This is a genomic window from Porphyromonas endodontalis ATCC 35406, assembly GCF_000174815.1.
Taxonomy (GTDB): Bacteria; Bacteroidota; Bacteroidia; order Bacteroidales; family Porphyromonadaceae; genus Porphyromonas; species Porphyromonas endodontalis.
Window position 1 is genome coordinate 164,303 of record NZ_ACNN01000026.1, and the last position, 24,674, is coordinate 188,976.

Sequence of the window (24,674 nt, forward strand, 5' to 3'; positions counted from 1 at the left end):
TTTTTCTACTGACCAAACATTTCCCGATAAAAATCGAGAGATTCTTTGAGTAAGTCGTCCGTACAAGAGAGTTTCTCCATCTGACCCAGAGACTTAAAGGCAATAATAGAAACAGTATCATCCTCATTTTTTTTATCCTGATGAAGGAGAGACAGGATAGTAGGATAATGTTTACAAGAAAAAGTATAGGGAGAAAAATATTCCCTCATAAGGGCGATAAGATCTGAGAGATAACTTTTATCAGCACCAAGCAAAACATGTGAGAGATAAAGTTCACATACGAGCCCGATAGCCACGGCCTCACCATGCCGCAGTACCCTACTTGAACTTTCTTGAGCCCGGATATGCGATAGCCCCTCCACTCCATGTCCGAGGGTATGTCCGAGGTTTAGCCATTGGCGAAGCCCCTTATCGGTAAAATCGGCCTCCACAAATTGCTCTTTGAGAGCCACACTCCTATTTATGAAGGGGAGCCAAGAGTCTATACTACCAAGAGGATCGAATCCTTTGATTTCTTTCCATAGATCTCCCGAGGAGAGAAGTCCATATTTCACCAATTCCCAATACCCCGAGAGTATCTCCTCTTGCGGCAGGGTAGATAGGAATTGAGGATCTATCATCACAGCTTTGGGGAGAGAAAAGGCTCCTAACAGATTCTTTACCCCGGCATAATCAACCGCCGTTTTTCCTCCGATAGAAGCATCAATCATGGCCATGAGAGTGGTAGGCACATAGACACAAGGTATACCTCTCTTATATATAGAGGCAACGAATCCCAGAAAGTCGAGCAAGGCTCCTCCTCCCACAGCTACCAATAGCGTTGAACGCGTAGCCGATCGTGCAAGAAGCCAATCAATCGTTTCTTCCACACGAGAGAGGGATTTCACTCCTTCTCCACCAGGGATCACAAGACGGTCGCAAGGCTCTACACAAGCCCATAGGGGAGCGAGACGCTGGGCAGCCTTTACTGCGACCTCTTCATCTACAATCGCTAGACAACGGTCAAAGTCTCCCTTTGCATAGAAAGGTAGCCACCTTTCGTTAAGCACATCTAGAGCAATGTAAGAGGGAGAGGTCGCTAATGACATAGCTTATCTAGCGTGGGCATCCACCCGAGAGAGGATTAGCTCTAGAGCCTGGGGGAGCCCATTAGCGTCTTTCCCCCCTGCTGTAGCAAAGTGGGGCTGTCCGCCACCACCACCTTGGATCAGGCGGGCAGCCTCTTTTACGAGATTGCCGGCATGGAGCCCCAAGGTAACCGCCTCCTCACTCAACATTACGGAGAGAAGCCCTCTTGCACCCTCTGTGGTTGCTGCCACAAAAACGAAAGGCTCTTGCAACTCGCCTCGCAATTGGAAGGCTATATCCTTGATTATGTCGGCCTTTTCTTCTCCTTGCAGTACAAATAAGCGATAGCCGGAACGCTCGATGCTCGATGCCAAAAGTTCTTTTTTGAGCCTTATTGCATGGGATCGTTGCAGAGTATCAAGTTCGGATTTGAGGGCGCTCTCTTCACTGAGGAGCTTCTGCAAAGCCTTTACTACATCTGGAGTATTGTTGAGAAGAGCTTTTATCTCCTTGAGCGTATCCTCTTGTTTGTAGAGGAAAGCCTCTGCATTAGTTGCGGTAACGGCTTCGATACGACGTACTCCGGCAGCAATCGAACTTTCGGACACAATACGGAAAGCCCCAATCATACCCGTAGAGGGGACGTGAGTACCCCCGCACAATTCGATAGAAGTGCCATACTTCATAACGCGTACTTCTTCGCCATATTTCTCTCCAAAGAGAGCCATAGCCCCCATAGCACGAGCCTCGGCAATAGGTATATTACGATGCTCTTCTCTCGGATAATCGGCACGTACTGCCTGGGTTACTAGCTCCTCTACTTGGCGAATCTCCTCGGGGGTGAGTTTATTGTAGTGCGAGAAGTCGAAGCGCAACACCTCAGGACTCACAAAAGAGCCCTTCTGCTCTACATGCTCCCCAAGTACCATGCGAAGGGCTTGATGCAAGAGATGCGTTGCAGTGTGGTTGGCCTCTGCCATGCGACGACGCTCCTGATCGATCTCAGCACGGAAGGTTTGTCCGGGATCATTAGGGAGTTTAGGCATGAGATGTACGGGGAGGTTATTTTCACGTTTTGTATCTACGATGGCATAACGCATGCCCTCTTCGTCTACAAGAATACCGGAGTCGCCTACCTGTCCCCCCATCTCGGCATAGAAGGGAGTAGCAGAGAGTACAACTTGATAGAAGTCTTTATTCTTTTGCTTTACGTGGCGATAGCGAAGTATAGAGCAGTCTGCCTCCGTCTGATCGTACCCAACAAAGAGAGTTTCCCCCTCTGCGAGAGTTACCCAATCGTCCGTCTCAAGTTGAGCGGCACTCCGTGCTCGAGCTTTCTGCTCTGCCATCTCACGATCAAATCCCTTTTGGTCAAGAGTCATACCATGCTCACGCAAGATCAATTCCGTCAAGTCTAGAGGGAAGCCGAATGTATCGTATAGCACAAACGCATCGTGCCCCGAGAGTTGTCCCTTATTTCCCAACTCTTCTATTTTCTTATCAAGGAGTTTGATGCCAGCCTCCAGTGTACGCAAGAAGCTCTCTTCCTCCTCTCGCATCACCTTTTGGATAAGCTCTCTCTGTGCTATTAGTTCGGGATAAGCCCCTCCCATAGACTCAATAAGAGTGGGCAGGAGAGCATACATAAAGGCTTCTCTACGCCCTAAGAAAGTGTATCCATAGCGTACAGCACGACGCAAAATACGACGAATAACATAACCGGCCTTGGCGTTGGAGGGGAGCTGACCATCTGTAATTGCAAATGCAATAGTGCGCACATGGTCTGCAACTACGCGCATCGCCACATCACTACTCTCCTCTTTCCCATAGGGAATACCCGAGAGCTGGGCAACGGCTCCAATCAAGGGTTGAAAGACGTCGGTATCGTAGTTAGAGCGTTTCCCCTGCATGGCCATACAAAGACGCTCAAAGCCCATACCGGTATCAATTACTTTGTGCGGAAGAAGAGATAGAGAGCCATCTGCCATACGATTATATTGCATGAATACAAGGTTCCAAATCTCTACTACTTGGGGGTGATCTCGATTTACGAGCTCCCTACCGGATTGCTGCATACGCTCCTCGTCGCTTCGCAAATCAATATGAATTTCGCTACAAGGCCCACACGGACCTGTCTCTCCCATCTCCCAGAAGTTATCCTTTTTATTACCATCGAGAATCCGTTCTTGGGGGAGGAAGCGTCCCCAATAGGAGGCTGCTTCGTTATCTCTCTCTGAACCATCGCTCTCAGCTCCCTCAAATATGGTAGCATATAAGCGGTCGGCAGGAATCCCCAAACGCTCGTGCAAGAACTCCCATGCCCACGAGATAGCCTCTTCTTTGAAGTAATCACCAAAAGACCAGTTACCGAGCATCTCAAACATAGTATGATGATAGGTATCGTGCCCTACCTCCTCGAGGTCATTGTGCTTACCACTCACGCGAAGACACTTCTGAGCATCTGCAATGCGCGGATACTTTGCCTCCACATTCCCAAGGATTATATCTTTGAATTGATTCATCCCAGCATTGGTAAACATAAGGGTAGGATCGCCCTTAACTACCATAGGGGCAGAGGGTACTATATGGTGTTGCTTCTCAGCAAAAAATGCCACAAAAGCGGCACGTATCTCATTCGCAGTCATCATATCTGTATAATATGGTTCTCTCTTTATTTCTTATGCGTGCAAAGGTACAAATTAGCTACTATATGGCATCTCTAGGGATAAAAAAAGCCTCCCCAAAAAGAAGAGAGACCCCATGGGTGAGTATCAAAAAGAGAAAGCCCTCATATCTGAAATCAGATACAAGGGCTTTCTTACTAAATCCTTAAGAGAAAAAAGTTATTTCATTTTTCATAAGGGATGCTATAAGGCATACGTTTGCTAAGAGTAGTAGCAGATTTAGATTGCAATTCCGAAATTTGAAGAGTCACATGTTCATACTCTTGACCATTTCGCGCCGTCTGCTTTTTCATGAACATAAGAGCATCCAACCCACGGGCTTTATTCTCACCACCAGCAGCAGGTGTTCCATCCTTCAGTTTAGCATCAAGTTTCTGGTTATCAACAAAACCAAAGAGATCGAGAAGATTTTTCTGGGTGTCCTTCTTCCAAAAACCTAATTGATAGCCTGCTTCAGCAGAGATAAACTTGGGGCCTGACGTAGGATTATGAACAAAAGTTACACGTCCTAGCACAGATTGAACTCCGTCTTTAGCAACAAAGAGATATGTTCGCTCCGAGTTCTTGTCATCATCATAAGCTGTAAACTCCCAATTTATAGACCCATAAGCCTTTAGCAATTCAGCTTTCCAATCCTTCATCATCTCAAACTTCTTGTCGCTAGGAATATAGATCTCTTTCCCCAGGAAATTCTTAGGATCGAAAGTTACATCTTCTCCTTTTTTCACTGTAACAGCAACTTCCACTTTAGCTTTACCGGAAGTAAAAGTAACCTTAGCAGTACCAGCAGCCTTAGCCTCAAGAGCTGTGTTAGAAGCTGCTACAACGTTCTGATCAGAACTTGTTACCGTGAAACCAGCGGGTTTAGCAACCACAACGAGAGCACCATCTGCTGCAGAAGCTGCATTAGTAGTAATCGCTACTTTGTCGCCAACACTCATAGTAAGAGCAGTAACATCCTTTCCTCTCTGCTTTACTGTAATGGAGTCTTCAACCTTAGGGTCTTTCCCTTTACATCCCACGGCAACCATACCTACGATTGCCAAGGCACCAAGTGCCGCAAAAAACTTTTTCATTTTCAATTTCATTTAGTGTTAGACATATCTAAATTGTTCATTATCTGCACGCTAGTAGGATCCTCCCGAGATCCGGAGTTTTTGACACACAAGCCCCAAAAACCCAGCCTCTAAAAAGAGGAAGCCCAACGCCGCAAAGATAGCAATTTATTTATTCCTCACAATAGCTGAGACGAAAAGAAATCGTCGATATTCTAGTATTATGAGGCGATAAAAAAGGGAGAATAATGCAGAAAACCCACCCATCCCCCAAGAGAGAGGACGAGTGGGTATAAAAGTAGTACATTATCTATTTCTCTCTACCGTAGCCCCTTTATCCAAGAAGTCCGAGGGGGAGAGAAAGGAAGTGCTTTACTCTGCGTTCAGTGTTACGCGACGGAAAGCATTCACTGTAAGAGTCTTACTTGCTGTCTTGAGGTAAGCTTCCACATCCATCTTGCCATCACTAATAAAAGCCTGACGTAGGAGGGTATTTTCCTTGTAGTACTTCTGTAGGGCACCTTGGGCAATGCGATCGATAAGCTCGGGTTTCTTCCCTTCTTCGAGGGCTTTCTCACGAGCAATCTTTAGCTCACGCTCTACCACTTCTTGGGGAACTTCTTCCTCACGAACAGCAACGGGATTCATAGAAGCAATCTGCATAGCTGTCATACGAGCCATTTCTTGATCAACAGCTTCGTTGAAAGCAGCAACAACAGCAAGCTTATTCCCCGGGTGGATGTAAGAAATTGTATGCTCAGCCTTTACGAATTCATAAGCTCCGAGCTCCATCTTTTCTCCTGTAGTACCGGTGCGGTCTGTGATGTGATCGGCCACCGTGCGACCATCAGCAAGAGCAAGAGCAAGGAGTGCTTCTTTATTCTCAGGCTGCTTAGCCATTGCCACGTTGAGTATATCCTTAGTCAATTGGATATGCCCTTCGTTCTTAGCAACGAAGTCAGTTTCGCATTGAAGAGATACGATTGCTGCAAACCCAGTAGCGTGGTCTGCAAGTACGCACCCTTCGGCAGCTTCACGATCGGAACGCTTAGCAGCTACAGCCTTACCCTTAGCACGGATAATCTCCATAGCCTTGTCGAAGTCTCCATTTGTTTCTTCGAGGGCGTGCTTGCAGTCCGTAAGCCCTGCTCCACTCATCTTGCGGAGCTTTGCAATATCTTGGATTGAAATAGCCATTTCCTTTATTTCTAGTATGTTTTCTGAAAAGAGTGTTGTTATTCGGCAGCAGGAGCTTCAGCTTCTACACTGGGTGCTTCGGTTTCTGCGCTAGTAGCTTCGGGAGCCTCTTTTGAGGTCTCCTTAGAGCGCTCACGACGAGCACCGGCACGCGTACGACGACCCGAGCGGGCTCCTTCTACAGCTGCTTCATCTTTTACCTCTTCTTCTACATTCTGAGACTTGTACTCGGTAAGCCCTTCGCTAATGGCACTACACATAGCACCCATGATGAGCTCAACAGTTTCTCTAGAGTCGTCATTAGCAGGGATAACATAATCCACAAGTTTAGGATCTGCATTGGTATCTACGATAGCAAATACAGGGATACCCAAACGAGTAGCTTCGCGCACGGCAATGTGTTCTTTGATGATGTCTACAACAAAGAGAGCCGAAGGCAAGCGGTTCATATCTTGGATAGAACCTAACGTCTTCTCAAGCTTAGCACGCTGACGCTCTACTTGGAGCTTTTCGCGCTTTGAGAGGTTGCTATAGGTACCATCTTCCTTCATCTTGTCTATTTGCACCATCTTCTTTACCGCTTTGCGGATGGTGGGGAAGTTGGTAAGCATACCGCCCGGCCAACGCTCTACTACGTAGGGCATACCTACAGACTTCGCGAGCTCTTCGACGGGTTCCTTTACTTGTTTTTTGGTTGCTACGAACAAGATCTTCTTGCCGTTGCGTGCCATATTGCGGATAATCTCGGTAGACTCCTCTATCTTAGCAACTGTCTTGTGGAGGTCGATAATATGGGTGTTATTACGTTCCATGAAGATATAGGGAGCCATAGCGGGATTCCACTTGCGGGGTTGGTGTCCAAAGTGAGCCCCGGCTTTGAGTAGCTGTTCGAATGTGATCGATGCCATATTGTTTGTTTCGTTTACGTTCTTGATTGATTAAACCATTGATTTTGCAACCACTTGGTAGGGTTCTACCTCCCATTTGTACCCACCGGATGTATGTACAAGAGATGGTGAAAAAGAGCCATCCAAGCAGTTTAGATACTAAACGCGAGTAATCTGTATTCTTCCCTTCTATCGTGCCAAAAAAATAATCTTTGTTTCTCCGTAACGGAGAGCAGTAGAGGGGAAAGAGAAGGAGATTAACGCTTGCTGAATTGGAATCTCTTACGAGCCTTGGGACGACCTGGCTTCTTACGTTCTACCACGCGAGGATCTCGAGTTACGAAACCTGCAGCGCGGAGCGTAGCCTTGTCTTCGGGGTTGATCTTGATAAGGGCACGTGTGATAGCAAGGCGAGCAGCTTCGCTCTGACCCTTAAAACCTCCACCACGGAGATTTATCTTAATGTCGTACTTCTCAGCAACTTCGAGCTTGTTGAGTGGCTGACGCACTACAAACTGCAAAATGCTAGAGGGAAAGTAATTAGCAAGATCCTTCTTATTGATTACAATCTTGCCTGTGCCTTCGGTTACATATACACGTGCTATGGCACACTTACGACGGCCTATTGCATTAATCTGTTCCATCATCCGAGGGGTTATTTAAGAGTGTTGATGTCAATAGTACGAGGCTGCTGAGCGGCATGTGCATGCTCACTACCTTCGTATACGTAGAGATTGTTGAGGAGCTTATCACCCAACTTATTCTTGGGGAGCATACCCTTTACTACTTTGCGGAAGAGACGATCAGACCCCTTCTTCTGGAGATCACGGGGGCTAAACTCGCGCTGACCACCGGGGTAGCCACTATACTTGAGATAAACGCGATCTTCCCACTTCTTGCCCGTGAGCACAACCTTTTCGGCATTGATGATGATAACGTTGTCGCCACAATCTACGTGTGGAGTAAAGCTGGGTTTGTACTTGCCACGAAGAAGCTTTGCTACTTTGGAGCACAAACGACCCAAGCTCTGACCATCGGCGTCCACAATCACCCATTCCTTGGATGCAGTTGCCTTGTTCACCGATACTGTCTGGTAACTTACAGAGTTCATTTCTTCTTTTACTTACAATTGTGTTACTTACTACTCCTCTTCCGGCTCAACACTACGCGGCTTATAGCCTCTACCATTGTCACCCACTACCTCGCAATCTAGAGGGCTTGGACAGGGTCCTCTCTTCGAGTAGTACCAAGGCAGAGACTCGCTCAGCACCTTGCCATTATTGGAGCTTCTTTATCTTTCGATAATAATCAGCGCGGCAAAGGTACAAAATTCCACTCTAATAGCAACTATATTTCTGCCCTATTCCCTCAGATTTATTAGGCAGAAAGCCCCTCCCACTTTGCCTGAGAAATATTTTTTTCTTAGCCTGTAGCGATTTATTTATCAGGCAGCGTTTTTTGAGCGTTTCACGCCCACTATACAGCCCCCTTGACCCATATCTACCAAAGTATCGCATTCTTCGGGGGCGAATCTGTACCTTTGTGACGAAAAAACAGGAGAAAAAAGTACATAGCACCCCGATATAATTGCACCTCAGTTATGAGTAAAGAGAAGAAAGAGACTGCCCTAGTAGTAATCTCAGAAGCGGGGCTAAAGGTCGCTCGTACCATACAAAAAGAACTCCCCAACGCCATCATTTACTACAAAGGAGAGGCCGAGGGCACCTATTTTATCAGCTCCTATCAGACCTTTGTAGAGGAACACTTTGGAGAATGCTCTGCCCTCATTTTTGTTGGAGCTCTAGGCATCTGTGTGCGTTGTATTGCAGCTCAGGTGGCTCACAAATACCACGATCCGGCTGTGGTGAACGTGGATAGTACCGGCAAATTTGTGATACCCGTACTATCCGGTCACGTGGGAGGCGGCAACGAATTGGCACGCCACTTGGCCGGCATTACGGGCGGAGAAGCCATTATCACAACCCAAAGCGACAATCAAGACCTCTGGGCTTTAGACCTTCTCGCTGGTCAGTGGGGATGGCATACCACCATCTCTCCCCAAGAGATGAATCAGGCGATATTTGCATTCGTGGGAGGGAAAAAGACCGCACTACTACTAGAGGTACGAACCTCAGGCGCTGAGCATTTAGAAGCTTCTCGCCCTCCCCATGTAGATATATTCTACCAATACGAGGATATACCTCTTGCAAAATATGACCTCCTTATCTCCGTGGGGTATAGCATCTATTCTCCTCAGAATATTCTTCACTTAGCATACTATACTCCGCTTCTTACGCTCGGGGTGGGTTGTAAACGAGACTGCCCTACCCTTGGTGTTAGTGATACGATAGAGCAAACTCTAATAAGTGCAGGCATTTCTCCCCTTGCTATCGGCGAGATTGCCACGATAGAACTAAAAAAAGATGAGCCTCTCATAGCTCATCTTGCCAAGCACTTTACCTGCCCCTCTCCCCAAATTTATACGGCATCACAACTTGGTGAGATAGAGGTACCACACCCCTCGCAAAAAGTATACGAGACTACCGGAGTATGGGGCGTAGCTGAGGCTTCCGCTCTTGCCTCCTCTCAAAAGGGGCGACTTCTTATCGAGAAGACAAAAGGTTCCACCAAAAACGAAAACGACTTCACCTTTGCCGTAGCTCTCCCCCTTTCGTGCGATCGCTCTCAAGGGCATATCGAAATTGTAGGGGCAGGCCCCGGGGATCCGGAGCTAATCTCGGTACGAGGGAAAAAGATGCTCCAGAGAGCCGACCTAATCCTCTACGCGGGGAGTCTTGTACCCCGAGAGCTAACTCTTTATGGAAAAGAGGGGGCTGTGATACGAAGTTCGGCCAATATGAATCTCGAGGAACAGTTCTCTCTAATGAAAGAATTCTATGACAAGGGACTCTTTGTGGTGCGACTACACACGGGAGACCCTTGTATTTATGGGGCAATTGCCGAGCAAATGGCGTTCTTCGACCGCTATAATATGAGTTATCACATCACCCCGGGGATTTCTTCATTCCAAGCTGCCGCTGCTGCGCTACGCTCGCAGTTTACCATTCCCGAGGAGGTGCAAACCATTATACTCACACGTGGCGAGGGGCGCACTCCCATGCCCGAACGAGAGCAACTCCACCTACTGGCTCGCTCCCAAAGCACCATGTGCATATACCTAAGTGCAGTCATTGTGGAGCGAGTACAGGCAGAATTGCTACAAGTTTACCCTCCCAATACGCCCGTTGCAGCCTGCTATAAACTCACACACAAGGAGGAACGAATCTATCGAGGAGAGCTAAGCCAACTTGCTCAACTGGTGCGCGAGAATAATCTCACCCTCACAACCCTACTCGTAGTAGGCAAGGCCATTGATCACCGCGAGGGGGTATCACGGCTCTATGCAGACGAGTTCAAACATCTCTTCCGCAAATAAGAAAAAGTCTATCCACTCTTATATGATTCTCGTCTTTGGAGGTACAACAGAGGGGCGTATAGCTATTGACAGGCTCACCGAGGGGGGAAAACCTTTTTACTACTCCACACGTGGAGAGCAACAGAAGGTAGAAGAGCCCCTTGTGCAGCGCATTACAGGAGCCATGGATGCCCCTGCCATTGAGGAGTTTTGTCGTACACACGAGATCCGTCTTATCATAGATGCAGCCCACCCCTTTGCCCAAGAGCTACATAGAAACATAGGAGTGGCAAGTCTATCGCTGGGGATACCCGTTATCCGTTTGGAGAGAAACTATCCCCCTCATGCCCAGGATATAACTTACTGCTCGAGCTACGAAGAGGCTGTAGATAGGATGCTTGCGGATGGAGTTAGGCATCTGCTGGCTCTCACTGGCACTCAAACCGTTGGGAAACTTCGTCGATTTTGGCAACAGCGCAAGACAACATTCCGCATCCTATCACGCCAAGAGTCCCTCGATATTGCCTGCAAAGAGGGATTTCCTGAGCAACAACTGATCTTCTACACGCCCGAAGAGGGGGAAGATGCACCCATTAGCCGAATTCATCCTGATGCCATCATAACCAAAGAGAGTGGAGAAAGTGGTGGTTTTTTAGAGAAAATAGAGGCTGCCCGACGTGCAGGCATTCGTATTTACGTTGTAGTGCGCCCACCACTCCCCCCACACTTTCATCTCGTTGAGGGGCAACATGGATTATACCGCATGGTACGCCGTTATATCCCGGACTACTTCCCTCTCAAACGAGGATACACCACAGGGACGTGTGCCACAGTCACAGCCAAAGCTGCCCTTATGGCTCTACTCTACGAGAGTGAAGAGCAAGAAGTAGAGGTAGCCCTACCCGATGGCGAAATTATAACGCTCCCTATTGAGAGCATAGAACGCCTATCTCCCACCAAGGCTCGTGCAACCATCCGAAAAGATGCAGGAGACGACCCCGATGTGATCCATGGGCACATCATTGCAGCTACAGTAGAGCTTGTAGCGGGGGATGAACTACGCTTTTTGCAAGGTGAGGGCGTAGGCGTAGTTACCTTGCCCGGATTAGGACTTCCCATTGGCTCTCCTGCTATCAATGCCACGCCCCGCCGTACTATCACACAAGAGCTCCGAGCCCTTTATCCCGAGGGTGGTATTGATGTAACCATAAGCATTCCGGATGGGGCAGCTCTTGCGGCCAAAACATTCAATCCTCGCTTGGGCATAGTAGGAGGGCTCTCTATTATCGGCACCTCCGGTATCGTAAAACCCTTTTCCCACGAGGCTTTTGTGGACTCCCTTCGCAAGGAGTGTAGCGTGGCTTTTGCCCTTAGCCCCTCCCGCCTTGTTATGAACTCAGGAGCCAAAAGTGAGGCTTATATAAAAGCCCTTTACCCCCAGTTGCCCCCTCAAGCCTTTGTGCATTACGGCAATTTTATTGGTGATGCTCTCAGTATAGCCCAGGAGATGCACTTTGCTTCGGTTAGCCTAGGTATCATGGTAGGTAAGGCGGTCAAGCTGGCAGAGGGTAACCTAGACACCCACAGCAAGAAGGTCGTTATGAACAAGGATTTTCTGCACAAAGTAGCTTACGAAGTAGACACTAGCTCCGATACACATGCCTTGATTGACGAGCTAACCATGGCGCGAGAGCTTTGGGGCATTCCCTACATCCAAGAGCGAGATCGCCTCCTCCTTGCCCTCCTCCAGAGGTGCCACTCCGTAACAGCCTCACAGCTATCTCCCAATACCCCCATCATACTACACCTTATAAGCGAAGGAGGAGAAACGATACTCTCCTATCCCGAGAAAATATAAAACCTCCCCTCTTTACTAAGAGAGAAGGTTATCAGATTTTCCCCTAATCAGGGGGTAAAATCAAAAACGGAAGCGGGGAGTAAGCGCAAGATTTAGCTCTAGAGAGTGGCTAAAACGCTTGGGGGATCCCTCCAAATCGAGGAGATGATACCACCCCCGAGCCACGAATGCCATCTGCACAAGAGGGGTAGAAAAGAATTGGTAATGCGCTCGAATCCCCAGAAACGAAGTCCGCTCTTGATCCCGAACCAAGGGCCCCTCCCAAAGCACCCGACTATTAACAAAGGGGCCTCCCATGGGAGAGACAAAGTGACTACCCTGCCAATAAGCAAGCTCTGTGAGCAAATGTTTTCTTTGATATCCCAAGGTGACATAAAAGGCATGCCCCATAGGCGCAGGAGCCTCTGCCCTAAGAAGAGAGGGCAGATAATACGTAGCCGCCTCCATTCTGCCATGCGATAATGCCCAGGAAGCACGTAACCCGATAGCTGACGCCAAGTAACTATGCACCGTATCATGACGATGCCAACTTATCTCTCCCCCTCGGTGTGTAGCTACCACCTGCCCTATAGCACTCAGAGAATAGGTGCTTTTTTCCACAATAGGGAGGTCAAGAGAGAGTCCCATGGTAAATGCTTCTTGATGCCGATCGGCTCGGAAGGTGAAGCTCTGCCAGTCAATCCAAAAATCGCTCTTGAGCCAAGGATAATTGGCCTTTAACTGCACGCCCATCTCCGGATCGGCAGAATAATGCAATTCGGGATTGTACAAAGGCTGGATAAGTTGGTGCGCTTCGCTATTATCCACTCGCCCCACTCGCACCTCAAGATGGGGATTGGCGCGAAGAAGGACACCGAAGAGAGGAACAAGATGAGGTACGGCGCTTACGGTCGATTCGTCCGTCCAATGGGGCAGCTCAGCCCACCATGTACCCGTAGGATAGCGTCTTGCTCCAAAGAAACCCGTGGCATGGGCTCCCACTTCTATTGCAGCTCCTGAGAGCACTTCGGGCATGGAGTAGGCAACAGTCCCCTGCAAACGATACCCAGGGAGCGTGTAGCCTGTACCATAAGATTGGGCATATTCATTGTTTCGAAAGAAACCTTCAGCTCCAAGATTGGCACTCCACCGAAGAGAGTCTTGAGCCTGCAACCCACTCCCAAATAGGCTCAAACAACAAAGGAGCAATAGGTAGTGGAGAAAATGTTTCATCGTATTAAACTCTGCGGAAAAGATAAATAAGCGAACTCGCGGCACGCGCATCCATCAGAGTCCGCACGTTACCCCAAAGCCCAATTGCCACTGCCCGAAGCCAAGCATTTAGGCCTTTACGCCCTCGTTGTTGCTGGGTCATGAGAGCAATATAATAGACATCAAGCCACATAGGGCGGAGCTTCTCCAAACGGAATCCGTACCGTTCGGCAAGAGTTATCAGGCTATCGGGGGTAAAGTGCCATACGTGGCGGGGAACATCGTAAGCAGCCCACTCGCTTTGTAAGAGCTGAGCATCGTAGCTTGTAGGATTGGGGACAGCTATCAGTAAAGCTCCCCCTTGAGTGACAAGTTGGGATAGGCGTTGCATGTGATCCTCAAGGTCTACAATGTGCTCCAGAACGTGCCAAAGCGTAATAACCTCGAAGGAGCGATCTGCCCAGTCGGTGTGCAACAAAGCCTCTGAGGGCGTGAGTGAAAACTTTTCTTTAGCAAACGCACGAGCCTCGGCATCCTGCTCTACACAAGAAACTTGATAGCCCAGTTGTTGCATGTGATGAGCGAAGTATCCCGTACCACAACCCACGTCCAAAAGGCGAGGAGAAGCACCCTCTATATGAGGGGTAGCTCGCTTTACCAACGTCCCCTTCTGCTTGAGCATCCTGCGCCTAGCGGCATGGTAAAGGCGATTCATCAGCCCCTTGTGCACATCGCTATGCGATATGTAGTTATTGCTTTTATAGTAGGCTCCCAACCCCTCTTTTACGGGAAGGGATCCAGTCATAATAAGCCCACAATGACTACAACGCACAAGAGGGAAACTCTTGCTACTTACCAAATGATCCGAAGCAATCCCCATAGGAGTTTGCTGCTGATGGTGACAAATAGGACAGATCACAGAAGAAATAACTAAGAATAATCTCTGGTCAAGATCAGTTTTGCGAGTGCTTTAGATGTTTTGCTTCCTCCCAAAGGGCATCCATTTCAGCAAGAGTGAGATCCTTTATATCTCGACCTTGGGCTTTGGCTTGGCTCTCTATATAACCGAAACGAGATATAAACTTACGATTGGTTCGCTCCAATGCATTATCAGGATTGACCCCATAGAGCCGAGCCGCGTTCACTACTGCAAACAACAAATCGCCGAACTCACCTTCGACATCTTCGGCATCTTTTGTCTCTAGAGCTTGGCGTACCTCCTGTATCTCCTCCTGCACCTTTGTCCAGACTTCCTGCGCTTCTTCCCAATCAAAACCCACGGCTCGAGCTTTGTCTTGGACGCGATAAGCTTTTACCAGAGAGGGCAAGGAGGTGGGGACTCCAGAGAGTACCGTTTTGTTTCCTCCCCGCTCTTGCTGTTTTATCTGCTCCCATTGCGAGGTCACTGCCGAGGCTGTATTCACAACACTCTCGCCGTACACATGAGGATGGCGGAAGATAAGTTTATTACAAAGAGTGTTGCATACATCCGCAATATCGAAGCGGTTTTCCTCCTGAGCCATTAGGGCATAAAAACAAATATGAAGGAGCACATCACCGAGCTCCTTCTTCATATCCTGATAATCTTCTTGCAAGATAGCCTCCGAGAGTTCGTAGACCTCCTCTATCGTATTGGCTCTGATACTCTCTTTAGTTTGCTCCCGATCCCAAGGGCATTGCGCCCTTAGGGTATCGAGAACATCTAGAAGGCGAGCAAAAGCTTCAAGTTTCTCTGCCTTGCTATTCATTGTTGTTTATTCTTGTGGCGAGGGCGATGCAAGAGAAGGAATGGGCTTACCATCCTTGCGAGCCGCAAACTCTTTCTTCCCATTCTCTAAGAAGTGAACGTATTTGCTGATATCCAAATCATGCTGATACGAAGGACCAAGAGGCATCCCTACATGGTCTATAGGAACGTAGAAAGGTTGCGAATTAGCACCAAACTTACTACGCTGCAGATAGCTCCACTTGTCGCCCACGGTGCGTAGTTTTCGAGTCTTTCCATTCTCTGTAACCTCTATAACCTCGGGCAATTCCGTCTTATCGTCGACCATCAAAGTAATCACAACATAATCTTCATCGAGTATCTGCTTTACCTTGTCATCAATCCAAACGTTATTCTCCATCTCGCGGCAGTTGACACACCCATAACCGGAGAAGTCAAGCAGAATAGGCTTGCCCATCTCACGCGCTTTGACCACCCCTTCTTCATAATCGGTGTATTTTGCATGTACTTCGCCCTCGTAGAGGTTAAAATCTTGCGTATAAAGAGGAGGAGCAAAAGCACTAATAGCCTTAAGAGGTGCACCCCAAAGCCCGGGTATCATATAGACGGCAAACGACAGCGATATGAGAGCTAAGAAGAAACGCCCTACTCCCACTTTTTCCATAGGCGTATCGTGGGGGAAACGAATTTTCCCAAGAAGATAAAAACCAAGGCAGGCAAAAATCACAATCCACAATGCGAGGAAAGTCTCACGGTCTAAGATACCCCAGCCATATGCCAAATCCGCAATGGAGAGGAACTTGAGAGAGAGAGCCAATTCGAGGAATGCCATTACAACCTTTACCGAATTGAGCCATCCACCACTCTTTGGCAGTCCTTGGAGCATATTGGGGAATATGGCAAAGATGGAGAAGGGAAGAGCCAAAGCCAAGGCAAAACCAAACATACCCAACGCCGGCCCTAGGTATTGCCCCATAGAGGCAGCCTGTACAAGGAGCGTACCGATGATGGGACCCGTACACGAGAATGAGACGAGTACCAATGTAAATGCCATGAAGAAGAGGCTCACAAAACCCGTTGTTGAGTCACTCTTGCTGTCCATCTTATTGGTCCACTTAGAGGGAAGAACCAATTCAAATGCCCCAAAGAATGATACTGCAAAAAGTACCAATAGAGCAAAGAAGATAAGGTTGAAAACGGCATTGGTAGCAAGCTCATTTAGCTTACTTCCTCCGTAACCAATGGTTACAGCCAAGCCCAATACTAAATAGATAATGATGATGCCCATCCCATAGAGGATAGCGTCGCGAACTGCTTTTTTACGCTCTTTAGTCCGCTTAAGGAAGAAGCTCACCGTCATGGGGATCATCGGCCAAACGCAAGGAGTTATAAGGGCCACTAACCCACCCAAGAAGCCGAAAATGAAAATCTGCCAGAGAGAAGCATCTGCCCGACTTAGGGATTCATCCCCATAGGCTTTGAGTGTATCAATTACAGGGGTCCATAGAGCTTCTGCGTCTCCTCCCGCAGAGGAAGTAGCTGCAGCAACTAGCGCACTATCAGCCACTACGGCACTCGTACTATCGGCTAGCACAGCATCAGTAACCCCATCGGCCTCAGAAGTTGCATCTACAGCCTTAGACTTGAGATCTTTGGGCGAAAAAGAAACTTCAATCCCATCCGGAGGAAGACACGCCTCATCGTTGCAAGCTTGAGATTTTACACCGACCTCTATAGCAAACTTATCGGCATCTGTAACAACGATTTTCTGACGAAAAGTAACGGTTCCATCGAAAGAGCGCACTGTCATCTCAAACTGCTTTTCATACGCCTCGTGAGGCTTACGATCGGCAACAAAACCCCCTACACGTTTTGCTCCTTGGAGCTTGTAAAACTTAAACTCCGTAGAGTTGGGGCCATCTTCCGGCATATTCTGATCATAAATATGCCAACCAGACTTGATTTTTGCAGAAAAAACAAGGGTCTTTTCTGCCGTACCTTTATCCTCTAGAGAGGCTTTCCAGGTAACGATGTCATTCTGCATCTGAGCCTTAGCTGCCCAAGAGAAGAGCAATGCTAGGCTACAAAAAAAGCTTAGGAAAGAAAGATTCTTTATTTTCTGATACATAGGCTAATGTAATTAGTTCAGTCTATTTTTTTGAGAGAATCGAAAGAAAGGTCATTCTCACTTTCTGTTCGTTTTTCGATGATTTTGCGCTCTGAAGTAGTCAAACGACGGCGTAGTAACTTGTAAAAAAAGGAGGGAATAGGCGACTCAAAACGGAGTTTTTCCTTCGTTATAGGATGCAATAGCACTAGCTCTTGTTGGCTTAAGGCGATAGAGGGAGCCCCTTTGATCACGCCTTTGCTTTCGCCAACTAAGGGATACTTCTTCTCGTTGAGCTGACTGCGAATACCATTATAACGCCCTAGTAAAGAGATCCGGAGAAGAGTACGCCACTGCCCTCTCTCCTCCACCAGATAGGTAGCTCGAGAGCGGCGAGAGACCACCACCTTCTTTTTGGTGTCCTTATCTCCCACCGTTTTTTTAGGCTTGGGAGGGGGAGCAAACTCGCCTTTTTCTTCGGGAACAACGCCTTCGACCAAGGCGGAAAAAGTCTGACTCAAAATGTATTTCTCCCAATTATCTAAAATCTCCTGCTGCACTTCCCTATCACGAGCAAAGAGGATTAATCCTCGTGTGTCCCGATCAAGTCGATTGAGTAGGAATATCTTTTCCCGAGCATCTCCACTCTTATAGTGGTCTGCAACAATCCGGTATACTGTATGTCTATCCCCGGGTTTGGAAGCGATCGTAGGGATCCCCGGCTCTTTTTGCACAAGGATAAACCAATCGTCTTGCCATAGTACTTTCACCTCTGTATTGTCCAATACAGGAGCAAACCCCACACTATACACAACTACTTCGTCCCCTACTGCTACTGGGGCGTTGTGCTCAGAAACGACCTGACCATTGACCTTTATACAACGATCTCTTAGGTATTGTTTGTGGGTCGTTCGGCTACTCTCGGGGAGCAACTGAGAGAGCATACCCATAAGTGTAGTAGCCTCAGAAGCTGTCCCTTGCACTATTACACGACGATAGCGCCGTGGAGTTCCCTTTTTATTATAGGTCATTTATTACGAGATTTACTATCCCCACGACTCAATGCTATATTGCTATAAAGCATGAATACGCAAGCCACTGAAAAAAAGAGGATCCACAACTCACTCTTGAAAAATAGGCACACAGTACCCGCGAGCCAAAGCAATCCGGAAAAATGAGCTAGACGAATGAGACGCCTAATTCGGAGCGTATCTTTACCGGCTCGATAGGCTACTACTGCCCACAAATACCCCAAGGAACCCAAGAGAAGGATGTAACGAGCATGAGGCCATACAACAAGAATCCGTAGAATAAGCCCTGCAAGAAGTATAGAGGTGCTTACGGTGTAGACAATTGCATTGAGCCAAGATGAATTAGTTCGTCGCATATATACTCCTGATTTATCTCATTTTTAATCTTGATGAGAAGTAGTGTCTACAATCAAAAAAGTAACCTCTCCAGGCTTCTCAAAGTTGTACTTTATCCGAGCAATACGCTCCAACTCTTCGCGTTCATTGAGTTGCTGAAGAGCCAAACTATCCTGCTCAAATTTTTTCCTTGCATCTCGTACAGAGTGCTTAAGGCGCGATATGGTAGCTCTGTGCTCTATCTGCTTAAAGACACTTGCCTCACCAAAAGCAAGCTCCGTTACAGACAGGAGAACAAAACAAGCAAGTGCCAATACCCACGGATGTGCCGCATTGTATCGATCAATACGCTTGAGAAAATCTCGTGTGCGTGCTGCCACTCTATTGCCCAACTTCTTACCTATCATAGTTTATACAAAACACTCTGTCCTCTAAGATTGTTTTCTTACCTCTCCCGCCCTTCGTGGTATTCCGGAAGATTTGGATACAACCATATTCTAGGTACAAAAATACATCTTTTCCCTTAACTTCCCTCAGTTTTTAAAAGAATGTGTCCATTGGTCCAATTCCCCTTATGGGAAGCCTAAAATCCGACTCTACACTTTGATGTTTCTCCACACTAGGTAAAAACATAAAAAATCCTGCCCTGTAAGAAAAAAGTTCTTGCCCTAAAATCACCTCCAAAACCAGCCTAAAAAAGAAAAGAAATAGGGCAGAGAATACGGATTAATAGAGCAAAAAAACAAACTAGAGGACAAAGCCGGGAGGGAGCATGCCAGAAACATCGTGACCATGGTTGATAAGTTCTCGAATAGCCCCACTACTAACATGAGACAAATGTTGAGCTGTAAAGAGGAATACAGTCTCTATACCCGTAAGACAACGATTAATGTCTGCCAAAGAGCGTTCGTACTCGTAATCAAGTCCGGAACGGATCCCTCTAAGAAGCACCGTAGCCCCCACTTCTTTGGCAATATCCGCTGTAAGCCCTGTATAAGCGATTACTTTGATACGCTTTTCTTCTGCATAAAAAGAAGAGATTTGGCGAAGTCGCTCCTCTGAAGTGTAGAGGGGTTGTTTCTTGTCATTAACACCAATAGCTATAACCACAGAGTCGAACAAACGCAGACCTCGCGTTACAATATCGGCATGGCCAATGGTAAAGGGATCAAAAGACCCGGCAAAGAGAGCAGTAGTCATTAGAACAAAATCTTAGGTTCAAGGTGTAGGATAAAAGAGAATCTACCAAGAGAAGGCTTCTTGTTACTGCTCATCTTCCATCACAAGGTTCTCTATGATGAAATCTTGTCTATCCGGCGTATTCTTGCCCATGTAGAAGTCGAGCAAATGCTTATAAGTATCCTCTTTTCGTAGGGTTACCTGGCGAAGTTTGATATTTTCTTCTGTGATAAGCTCCTTAAACTCATCGGCAGAAATTTCTCCAAGCCCCTTAAATCGGGTAAGTTGTGCCTTCTTTCCCAAGAGGTGAAGAGCCTGGTCACGCTCCTCATCGCTATAGCAGTAGTAGGTATATTCCTCCGAGGTTGCTTTCTCTCCCTTCGTCTTACGTTTCTTTCTTTGGGCAATCTCCCCTGGGGGTAAAGCCACACGATAGAGAGGAGTCTCAAGGATGTAGACATGCCCCTTACGCACCAAATCGGGGAAAAACTGAAGGAAAAAGGTGAGCATCAATAGGCGAATGTGCATACCATCATCATCGGCATCGGTAGCAATAATCACCCTGTTGTAGCGTAGCCCTTCTAGCCCCTCTTCTATATTGAGAGCAGCCTGCAACAGGTTAAACTCCTCATTTTCGTAAACGATTTTCTTGGTCAACCCAAAGCAATTGAGCGGCTTCCCTCGTAGGCTAAAGACGGCTTGATACTTCGGGTCTCGGCTTGTCGTAATAGAGCCACTTGCCGAGTTTCCCTCGGTAATGAAGATGCTCGTACGCTCAGGTTCCTTATCCTTTAGTTTGGTATCATTGAGGTGAATGCTACAATCTCTCAGCTTCTTATTATGAAGGCTCGACTTCTTTGCTCGCTCTCTTGCAAGCTTAGCCACCCCACTCATGGACTTGCGCTCCCGTTCACTCTCCTGTATCTTCTTGAGCATTACGTCCGCCACATCGGTATGGATGTGTAAGTAGTCGTCAAGTCGATCCTTGAGGAAATCTCCAACGAACTTCTGTATACTCACCCCATAGAGAGGCTCATCCTTGTACTGATGCTCCTCGGGAACCATATCCTTAGAGCCCAGTTTTGTCTTTGTCTGGCTCTCAAAGGTCGGTTCGATCACCTTGAGACTGACGGCAGCAACAATCCCGGAGCGAATGTCCGAATAGTCAAAGTTCTTAGAAAAATGCTCCTTAATGACACGTGCTACCGACTCTCGAAAGGCAGAGAGATGCGTCCCCCCTTGGGTTGTATTTTGACCATTAACAAAGCTATAAAACTCCTCTCCGTACTGGTTGATATGGGTAATAGCCACCTCTATATCATCTGATTGCAAATGGATCACAGGATAGAGGGGGTCGCCCGTAAGATCCTCATTCAAGAGGTCTTGCAGGCCATGACGGCTAAGAAACTTCTTGCCATTATAAATAATGGTAAGACCGGCGTTGAGAAAGGTGTAGTTGCGCAACATGGCCACAACGTACTCTTCCCGGAATTGATAGTTGCGGAAAAGTGTAGCATCGGGGGTAAAGCATACCTCAGTGCCCTGCGGCTCATCACAAGGCACAACTTCGCCATCATACAAAATCTTAGCCCGCTCAAACTCTACACGTTTGGTCTGACCTTCTCTACGAGATTGAACGGAAAAAGAGGAAGAAAGCGCATTTACCGCCTTGATACCAACGCCATTAAGCCCAACTGATTTCTTGAAAGCGCGAGAGTCCATCTTGGCCCCCGTATTCATCTTACTTACGGCATCTATAAGTTTGCCCAGGGGGATACCTCGGCCATAATCGCGCACAGAGACAGCACCTTCGGCGATGGTAACCTCAATTACCTTACCCTGCCCCATTACAAATTCGTCTATCGAATTGTCTATTACCTCCTTGAGTAGAACATATATACCATCGTCACTCGCCGAACCGTCGCCCAGCTTCCCGATGTACATACCGGGCCTGCGACGAATGTGGACATCCCAATCTAGGGTGGTAATACTACCCTCAGTGTATCCCGTAACTACTTCCATTACAACTTTTTAATGAAAGCTCTACGTGTCTTATGGTGCTTACGCTCGAAATAATCCCACTGCATCTGCACCGACATATTGGTCTCTAGCTCCGGATTGCTCTCGGCATATTCCACACCAAACTTTTGGTATATGGGTATCAAGTCGTTGAAGAGAAGTGCATTGACTCCTCGGTTCATATATTCGGGCAAAACCCCCATCAAATAGAGGTCAATCACTCTTGGTCTCCCCTTTAAGGCTCTCAATAAATGAATGAAACCAAAGGGGAAAAGCTTGCCATTCGCGAGCTTGAGGGCTTTACTCAAGTTAGGCATAGAGATAGCAATACCCACTACTTTTTCGTCTTTCTCTCGCACAATGAGCGTAACGAACTCGGGACGAAGCATTGGGATATAGAGTTTGGTATAGTACTCAATCTGAGCAGGACTCAGCTCCGAATAGCCGTAAAGATTACTATAAGCCTTATTGATGGTTTCGAAGACTGCAGGGCCATAAGGGAGTAGCTCCTTGCGATCTTTAACCTTAACTACGCGCAGGCCATACTTCTCTCGTACAATCTTAGAGATGCGGATGTGCTTCTCAGGAATTTCTTTAGGGATATATATTTTAAACTCCTTCCAGTCCTGATCCTTGATAAAACCGAGACGCTCTAACTGCTTGGGATAGTAGGCATAGTTATAGATGGTGCTCATCGTCCCCAATTGGTCGAAGCCCTCTATAAGCATCCCCTCTTTGTCCATATCGGTGAAACCCATAGGCCCCTGCAGCATTTCCATTCCCTTGCTTCTAGCCCAATTCTCTACCACTTCAAAGAGGGCATCTACCACGGCATTATCGTTGATAAAGTCGAGAAAGCCAAACCGAGCATTGCTCTGGTTCCAGGTTTCATTGGCTCTATGATTGATAATACCGGCAATGCGTCCTACAATGTGCCCATTGCGGTATGCTAAAAAATACGCAGCTTCGCAAAACTCAAAGGCAGGGTTGCGATCCTTATCAAGAGTCCCCAGCTCATCGTCAATAAGCACGGGTACATGGTACGGATTCTTCTTGTAAAGCTCATTCCCAAACTGCACAAAGCGTTTGAGTTCTGACTTATCCTGTACTTGTCTAATCTCTACTGCCATAATAATCTCTGTAAGTTGTATTGTGGAAAACTGAGTGTGTCGATTATACTTTTTTCTCTACAATGGCTTGTACTACATTGAGCGCATAATCTCCAAAGTGCTCGTATTCATCTATTATATCAAGGTAATACACCGACTGCTGATAGGGATATACGTGATTGTCGAGATCCTGCATATTTTTCTGTTTCAGGTCATCACGCATATTGTCTATCTCATTTTCTATGTTGTAAGACTGGTGGGCGGCATCTGCTCCGGGGTTGCTCATTTGTAGTACCTCTATCATATGTAGAGCACTCTTTAGCACTACTTCGTGTAGAGCAAGAAGGTTCTCTACCAAGAGCGGTTCGAAGGAAGTATTGCTACTATTGCGCTTCTTGAGAGACCTTGCGATATTGAAACAGGTGTCTCCTAGGCTTTCTATCTCAGTGGCCGCGCGCATCATCACACGTACTTCCTGCTTGGCATCACTACTCAAGTCCCCATCCGAGAGGGCATTAAGATAGTTGACAATCTCTACCTCTACGCGGTCACAAATATTCTCGAACTTCTCAATCCGATTAAAGGTATTGTTAAATTCTGTAGAGTCCGTAGTTGAGATAAGCACTCTATCCATCTGCAACATCTCTAGCACACGATTACTATAGGAGCCGAGTTCCTTATGCACTTGGATGAGAGAAAGCTCACTCGTGGAGAGCATACGTGTGGAAATGAATTGGAGGTGACGGTCTTCGTCTTCCCCAGGGATTGAGGTCTTGGGAGAGCGGATCACTCGCTCGCAAATCTTTACATAGATTGGGACGAACCAAATCATCAGCAAAGCGTTGGCAATATTGAAGAGGGAGTGGAAAAGAGCCAGCCCTACAGAGGGATTTTCTCCCGATAAATCTTTTACCAAATGGGCAAGCGGATAGAAAAGGCAAAGCACCCAAACAACCCCTAAGAAGTTGAAGAGGAAATGTGAAAAGGCCGTCCGCTTAGCAGCCACATTGGCGTTGAAAGCCGCAAGATTGGCCGTGATAGTAGTCCCAATATTTTCCCCTAACACCATGGCAAGAGCAAGCTCAAAAGGAATCCATCCATTGTAGCACATGATAAGCGTAATAGCTACCGTGGCACTAGAAGACTGCACGATAATGGTCATGACAGTACCTATCAGTAAGAAAATAAGTACGGATGCAAAACCTAGATCTGAGTAGGCAGAAAGAAATTCCAAAGCCTCCGGGTTGCTTTGTAAGTCGGGCATTGAGCTTTTGAGAAACTCCAATCCCAAAAACAATAAAGAGAAACCTATTACAAACTCTCCGATGTTGTTCCACTTCGACTTTTTAGAGAAAATTAGAGGGATAGCGAAGGCAAACAGGGGAATGGCAAAGGCACTAATATCTACCTTAAAGCCAAGCAATGAGATAATCCAAGCGGTAACGGTGGTACCAATGTTAGCCCCCATCACCACACTAATGGACTGAGCAAGACTAAGCAACCCGGCATTAACGAAACTTACAACCATTAGGGTCGTAGCCGAAGAAGACTGGATCAAAGCCGTAATCGTAATCCCCGTAAGGACTCCGAAAAAGCGGTTAGAGGTCATTGCAGAGAGGATGTTACGCATCTTGTCTCCGGAGATTTTCTGGAGACCTTCACTCATGATCTTCATCCCATAAAGGAACAAACCAAGAGCACCAATCAGACGAATAAAGTCAAGAATTCCAAAAGTCATGTCTACACACTACTCTGCTACTATTTCTATACTTTCACTTGTGAGGCTAGAGCCTTTCTTTGCTACTCTTTGCC

General features: G+C 47.2%; 20 protein-coding genes. 2 read left to right on the forward strand and 18 right to left on the reverse strand.

All coding sequences use genetic code 11. The features are described 5' to 3' along the window. Window positions 1-5: 5 nt before the first annotated feature. The 7 genes from aroB to rplM form a co-directional block, all read right to left on the reverse strand. Entirely contained in the window at window positions 6-1,088 is a 1,083-nt protein-coding gene (gene aroB / locus POREN0001_RS06595; protein ID WP_004334049.1) for a 3-dehydroquinate synthase, read from the reverse strand. A gap of 3 nt (window positions 1,089-1,091) precedes the next feature. Beyond that, a complete protein-coding gene (gene alaS / locus POREN0001_RS06600; protein ID WP_040581019.1) occupies window positions 1,092-3,716 on the reverse strand; it encodes an alanine--tRNA ligase in 2,625 nt (874 codons plus the stop codon). Between the two features lie 200 nt (window positions 3,717-3,916). After that, entirely contained in the window at window positions 3,917-4,840 is a 924-nt protein-coding gene (locus POREN0001_RS06605; protein WP_147286656.1) for a hypothetical protein, read from the reverse strand. Between the two features lie 339 nt (window positions 4,841-5,179). After that, the gene (gene tsf, locus POREN0001_RS06610) at window positions 5,180-6,004 is read right to left on the reverse strand and encodes a translation elongation factor Ts (protein ID WP_004334090.1); all 825 of its coding nucleotides are present in this window, start codon (window positions 6,002-6,004) and stop codon (window positions 5,180-5,182) included. Window positions 6,005-6,042: 38 nt separating this feature from the next. After that, on the reverse strand, window positions 6,043-6,912 hold the full coding sequence (gene rpsB / locus POREN0001_RS06615) for a 30S ribosomal protein S2 (protein ID WP_004334284.1): 870 nt from the start codon (window positions 6,910-6,912) through the stop codon (window positions 6,043-6,045). A gap of 236 nt (window positions 6,913-7,148) precedes the next feature. Further along, on the reverse strand, window positions 7,149-7,535 hold the full coding sequence (gene rpsI / locus POREN0001_RS06620; RefSeq protein WP_040581099.1) for a 30S ribosomal protein S9: 387 nt from the start codon (window positions 7,533-7,535) through the stop codon (window positions 7,149-7,151). Between the two features lie 11 nt (window positions 7,536-7,546). Continuing rightward, on the reverse strand, window positions 7,547-8,002 hold the full coding sequence (gene rplM / locus POREN0001_RS06625; protein WP_004334296.1) for a 50S ribosomal protein L13: 456 nt from the start codon (window positions 8,000-8,002) through the stop codon (window positions 7,547-7,549). Window positions 8,003-8,491: 489 nt separating this feature from the next. Between rplM and cobM the strand changes: the two genes are divergently transcribed. Together cobM and cbiD are read left to right on the forward strand one after the other, a co-directional pair. Beyond that, on the forward strand, window positions 8,492-10,327 hold the full coding sequence (gene cobM / locus POREN0001_RS06630; RefSeq protein ID WP_004334210.1) for a precorrin-4 C(11)-methyltransferase: 1,836 nt from the start codon (window positions 8,492-8,494) through the stop codon (window positions 10,325-10,327). 22 nt (window positions 10,328-10,349) lie between these two features. After that, the gene (gene cbiD / locus POREN0001_RS06635) at window positions 10,350-12,164 is read left to right on the forward strand and encodes a cobalt-precorrin-5B (C(1))-methyltransferase CbiD (protein ID WP_004334305.1); all 1,815 of its coding nucleotides are present in this window, start codon (window positions 10,350-10,352) and stop codon (window positions 12,162-12,164) included. 60 nt (window positions 12,165-12,224) lie between these two features. Here the strand turns inward: cbiD and POREN0001_RS06640 are convergent, their stop codons facing one another. The 11 genes from POREN0001_RS06640 to POREN0001_RS06690 form a co-directional block, all read right to left on the reverse strand. Further along, complete coding sequence (locus tag POREN0001_RS06640) at window positions 12,225-13,376, reverse strand: hypothetical protein (RefSeq protein WP_004334288.1); 1,152 nt, start codon at window positions 13,374-13,376, stop codon at window positions 12,225-12,227. Between the two features lie 4 nt (window positions 13,377-13,380). Further along, window positions 13,381-14,160 (reverse strand): class I SAM-dependent methyltransferase, encoded by a 780-nt coding sequence (locus POREN0001_RS06645; protein WP_169307834.1) that lies wholly within the window; start codon window positions 14,158-14,160, stop codon window positions 13,381-13,383. 148 nt (window positions 14,161-14,308) lie between these two features. Continuing rightward, the gene (gene mazG / locus POREN0001_RS06650; RefSeq protein WP_004334338.1) at window positions 14,309-15,103 is read right to left on the reverse strand and encodes a nucleoside triphosphate pyrophosphohydrolase; all 795 of its coding nucleotides are present in this window, start codon (window positions 15,101-15,103) and stop codon (window positions 14,309-14,311) included. A 6-nt stretch (window positions 15,104-15,109) separates the two neighbouring features. Next, entirely contained in the window at window positions 15,110-17,209 is a 2,100-nt protein-coding gene (locus POREN0001_RS06655) for a protein-disulfide reductase DsbD family protein (protein WP_004334263.1), read from the reverse strand. 17 nt (window positions 17,210-17,226) lie between these two features. Then, complete coding sequence (locus POREN0001_RS06660; protein WP_004334345.1) at window positions 17,227-18,219, reverse strand: pseudouridine synthase; 993 nt, start codon at window positions 18,217-18,219, stop codon at window positions 17,227-17,229. Next, window positions 18,216-18,575 (reverse strand): hypothetical protein, encoded by a 360-nt coding sequence (locus POREN0001_RS06665; protein WP_004334128.1) that lies wholly within the window; start codon window positions 18,573-18,575, stop codon window positions 18,216-18,218. Before POREN0001_RS06665 ends, POREN0001_RS06660 begins: the two co-directional genes overlap by 4 nt. 24 nt (window positions 18,576-18,599) lie before the next feature. Next, window positions 18,600-18,962: an FtsB family cell division protein gene (locus POREN0001_RS06670; protein WP_004334328.1), complete on the reverse strand. Its 363-nt coding sequence runs from the start codon at window positions 18,960-18,962 to the stop codon at window positions 18,600-18,602. 340 nt (window positions 18,963-19,302) lie between these two features. After that, entirely contained in the window at window positions 19,303-19,755 is a 453-nt protein-coding gene (gene coaD, locus POREN0001_RS06675) for a pantetheine-phosphate adenylyltransferase (protein ID WP_004334152.1), read from the reverse strand. Between the two features lie 63 nt (window positions 19,756-19,818). Then, window positions 19,819-21,756: a DNA topoisomerase IV subunit B gene (locus tag POREN0001_RS06680; RefSeq protein WP_004334302.1), complete on the reverse strand. Its 1,938-nt coding sequence runs from the start codon at window positions 21,754-21,756 to the stop codon at window positions 19,819-19,821. Further along, window positions 21,756-22,883, reverse strand: a complete 1,128-nt coding sequence (locus tag POREN0001_RS06685) for a hypothetical protein (protein WP_004334364.1) — start codon at window positions 22,881-22,883, stop codon at window positions 21,756-21,758. Before POREN0001_RS06685 ends, POREN0001_RS06680 begins: the two co-directional genes overlap by 1 nt. A gap of 43 nt (window positions 22,884-22,926) precedes the next feature. Further along, complete coding sequence (locus POREN0001_RS06690) at window positions 22,927-24,600, reverse strand: Na/Pi cotransporter family protein (RefSeq protein WP_004334187.1); 1,674 nt, start codon at window positions 24,598-24,600, stop codon at window positions 22,927-22,929. Window positions 24,601-24,674: the final 74 nt, after the last annotated feature.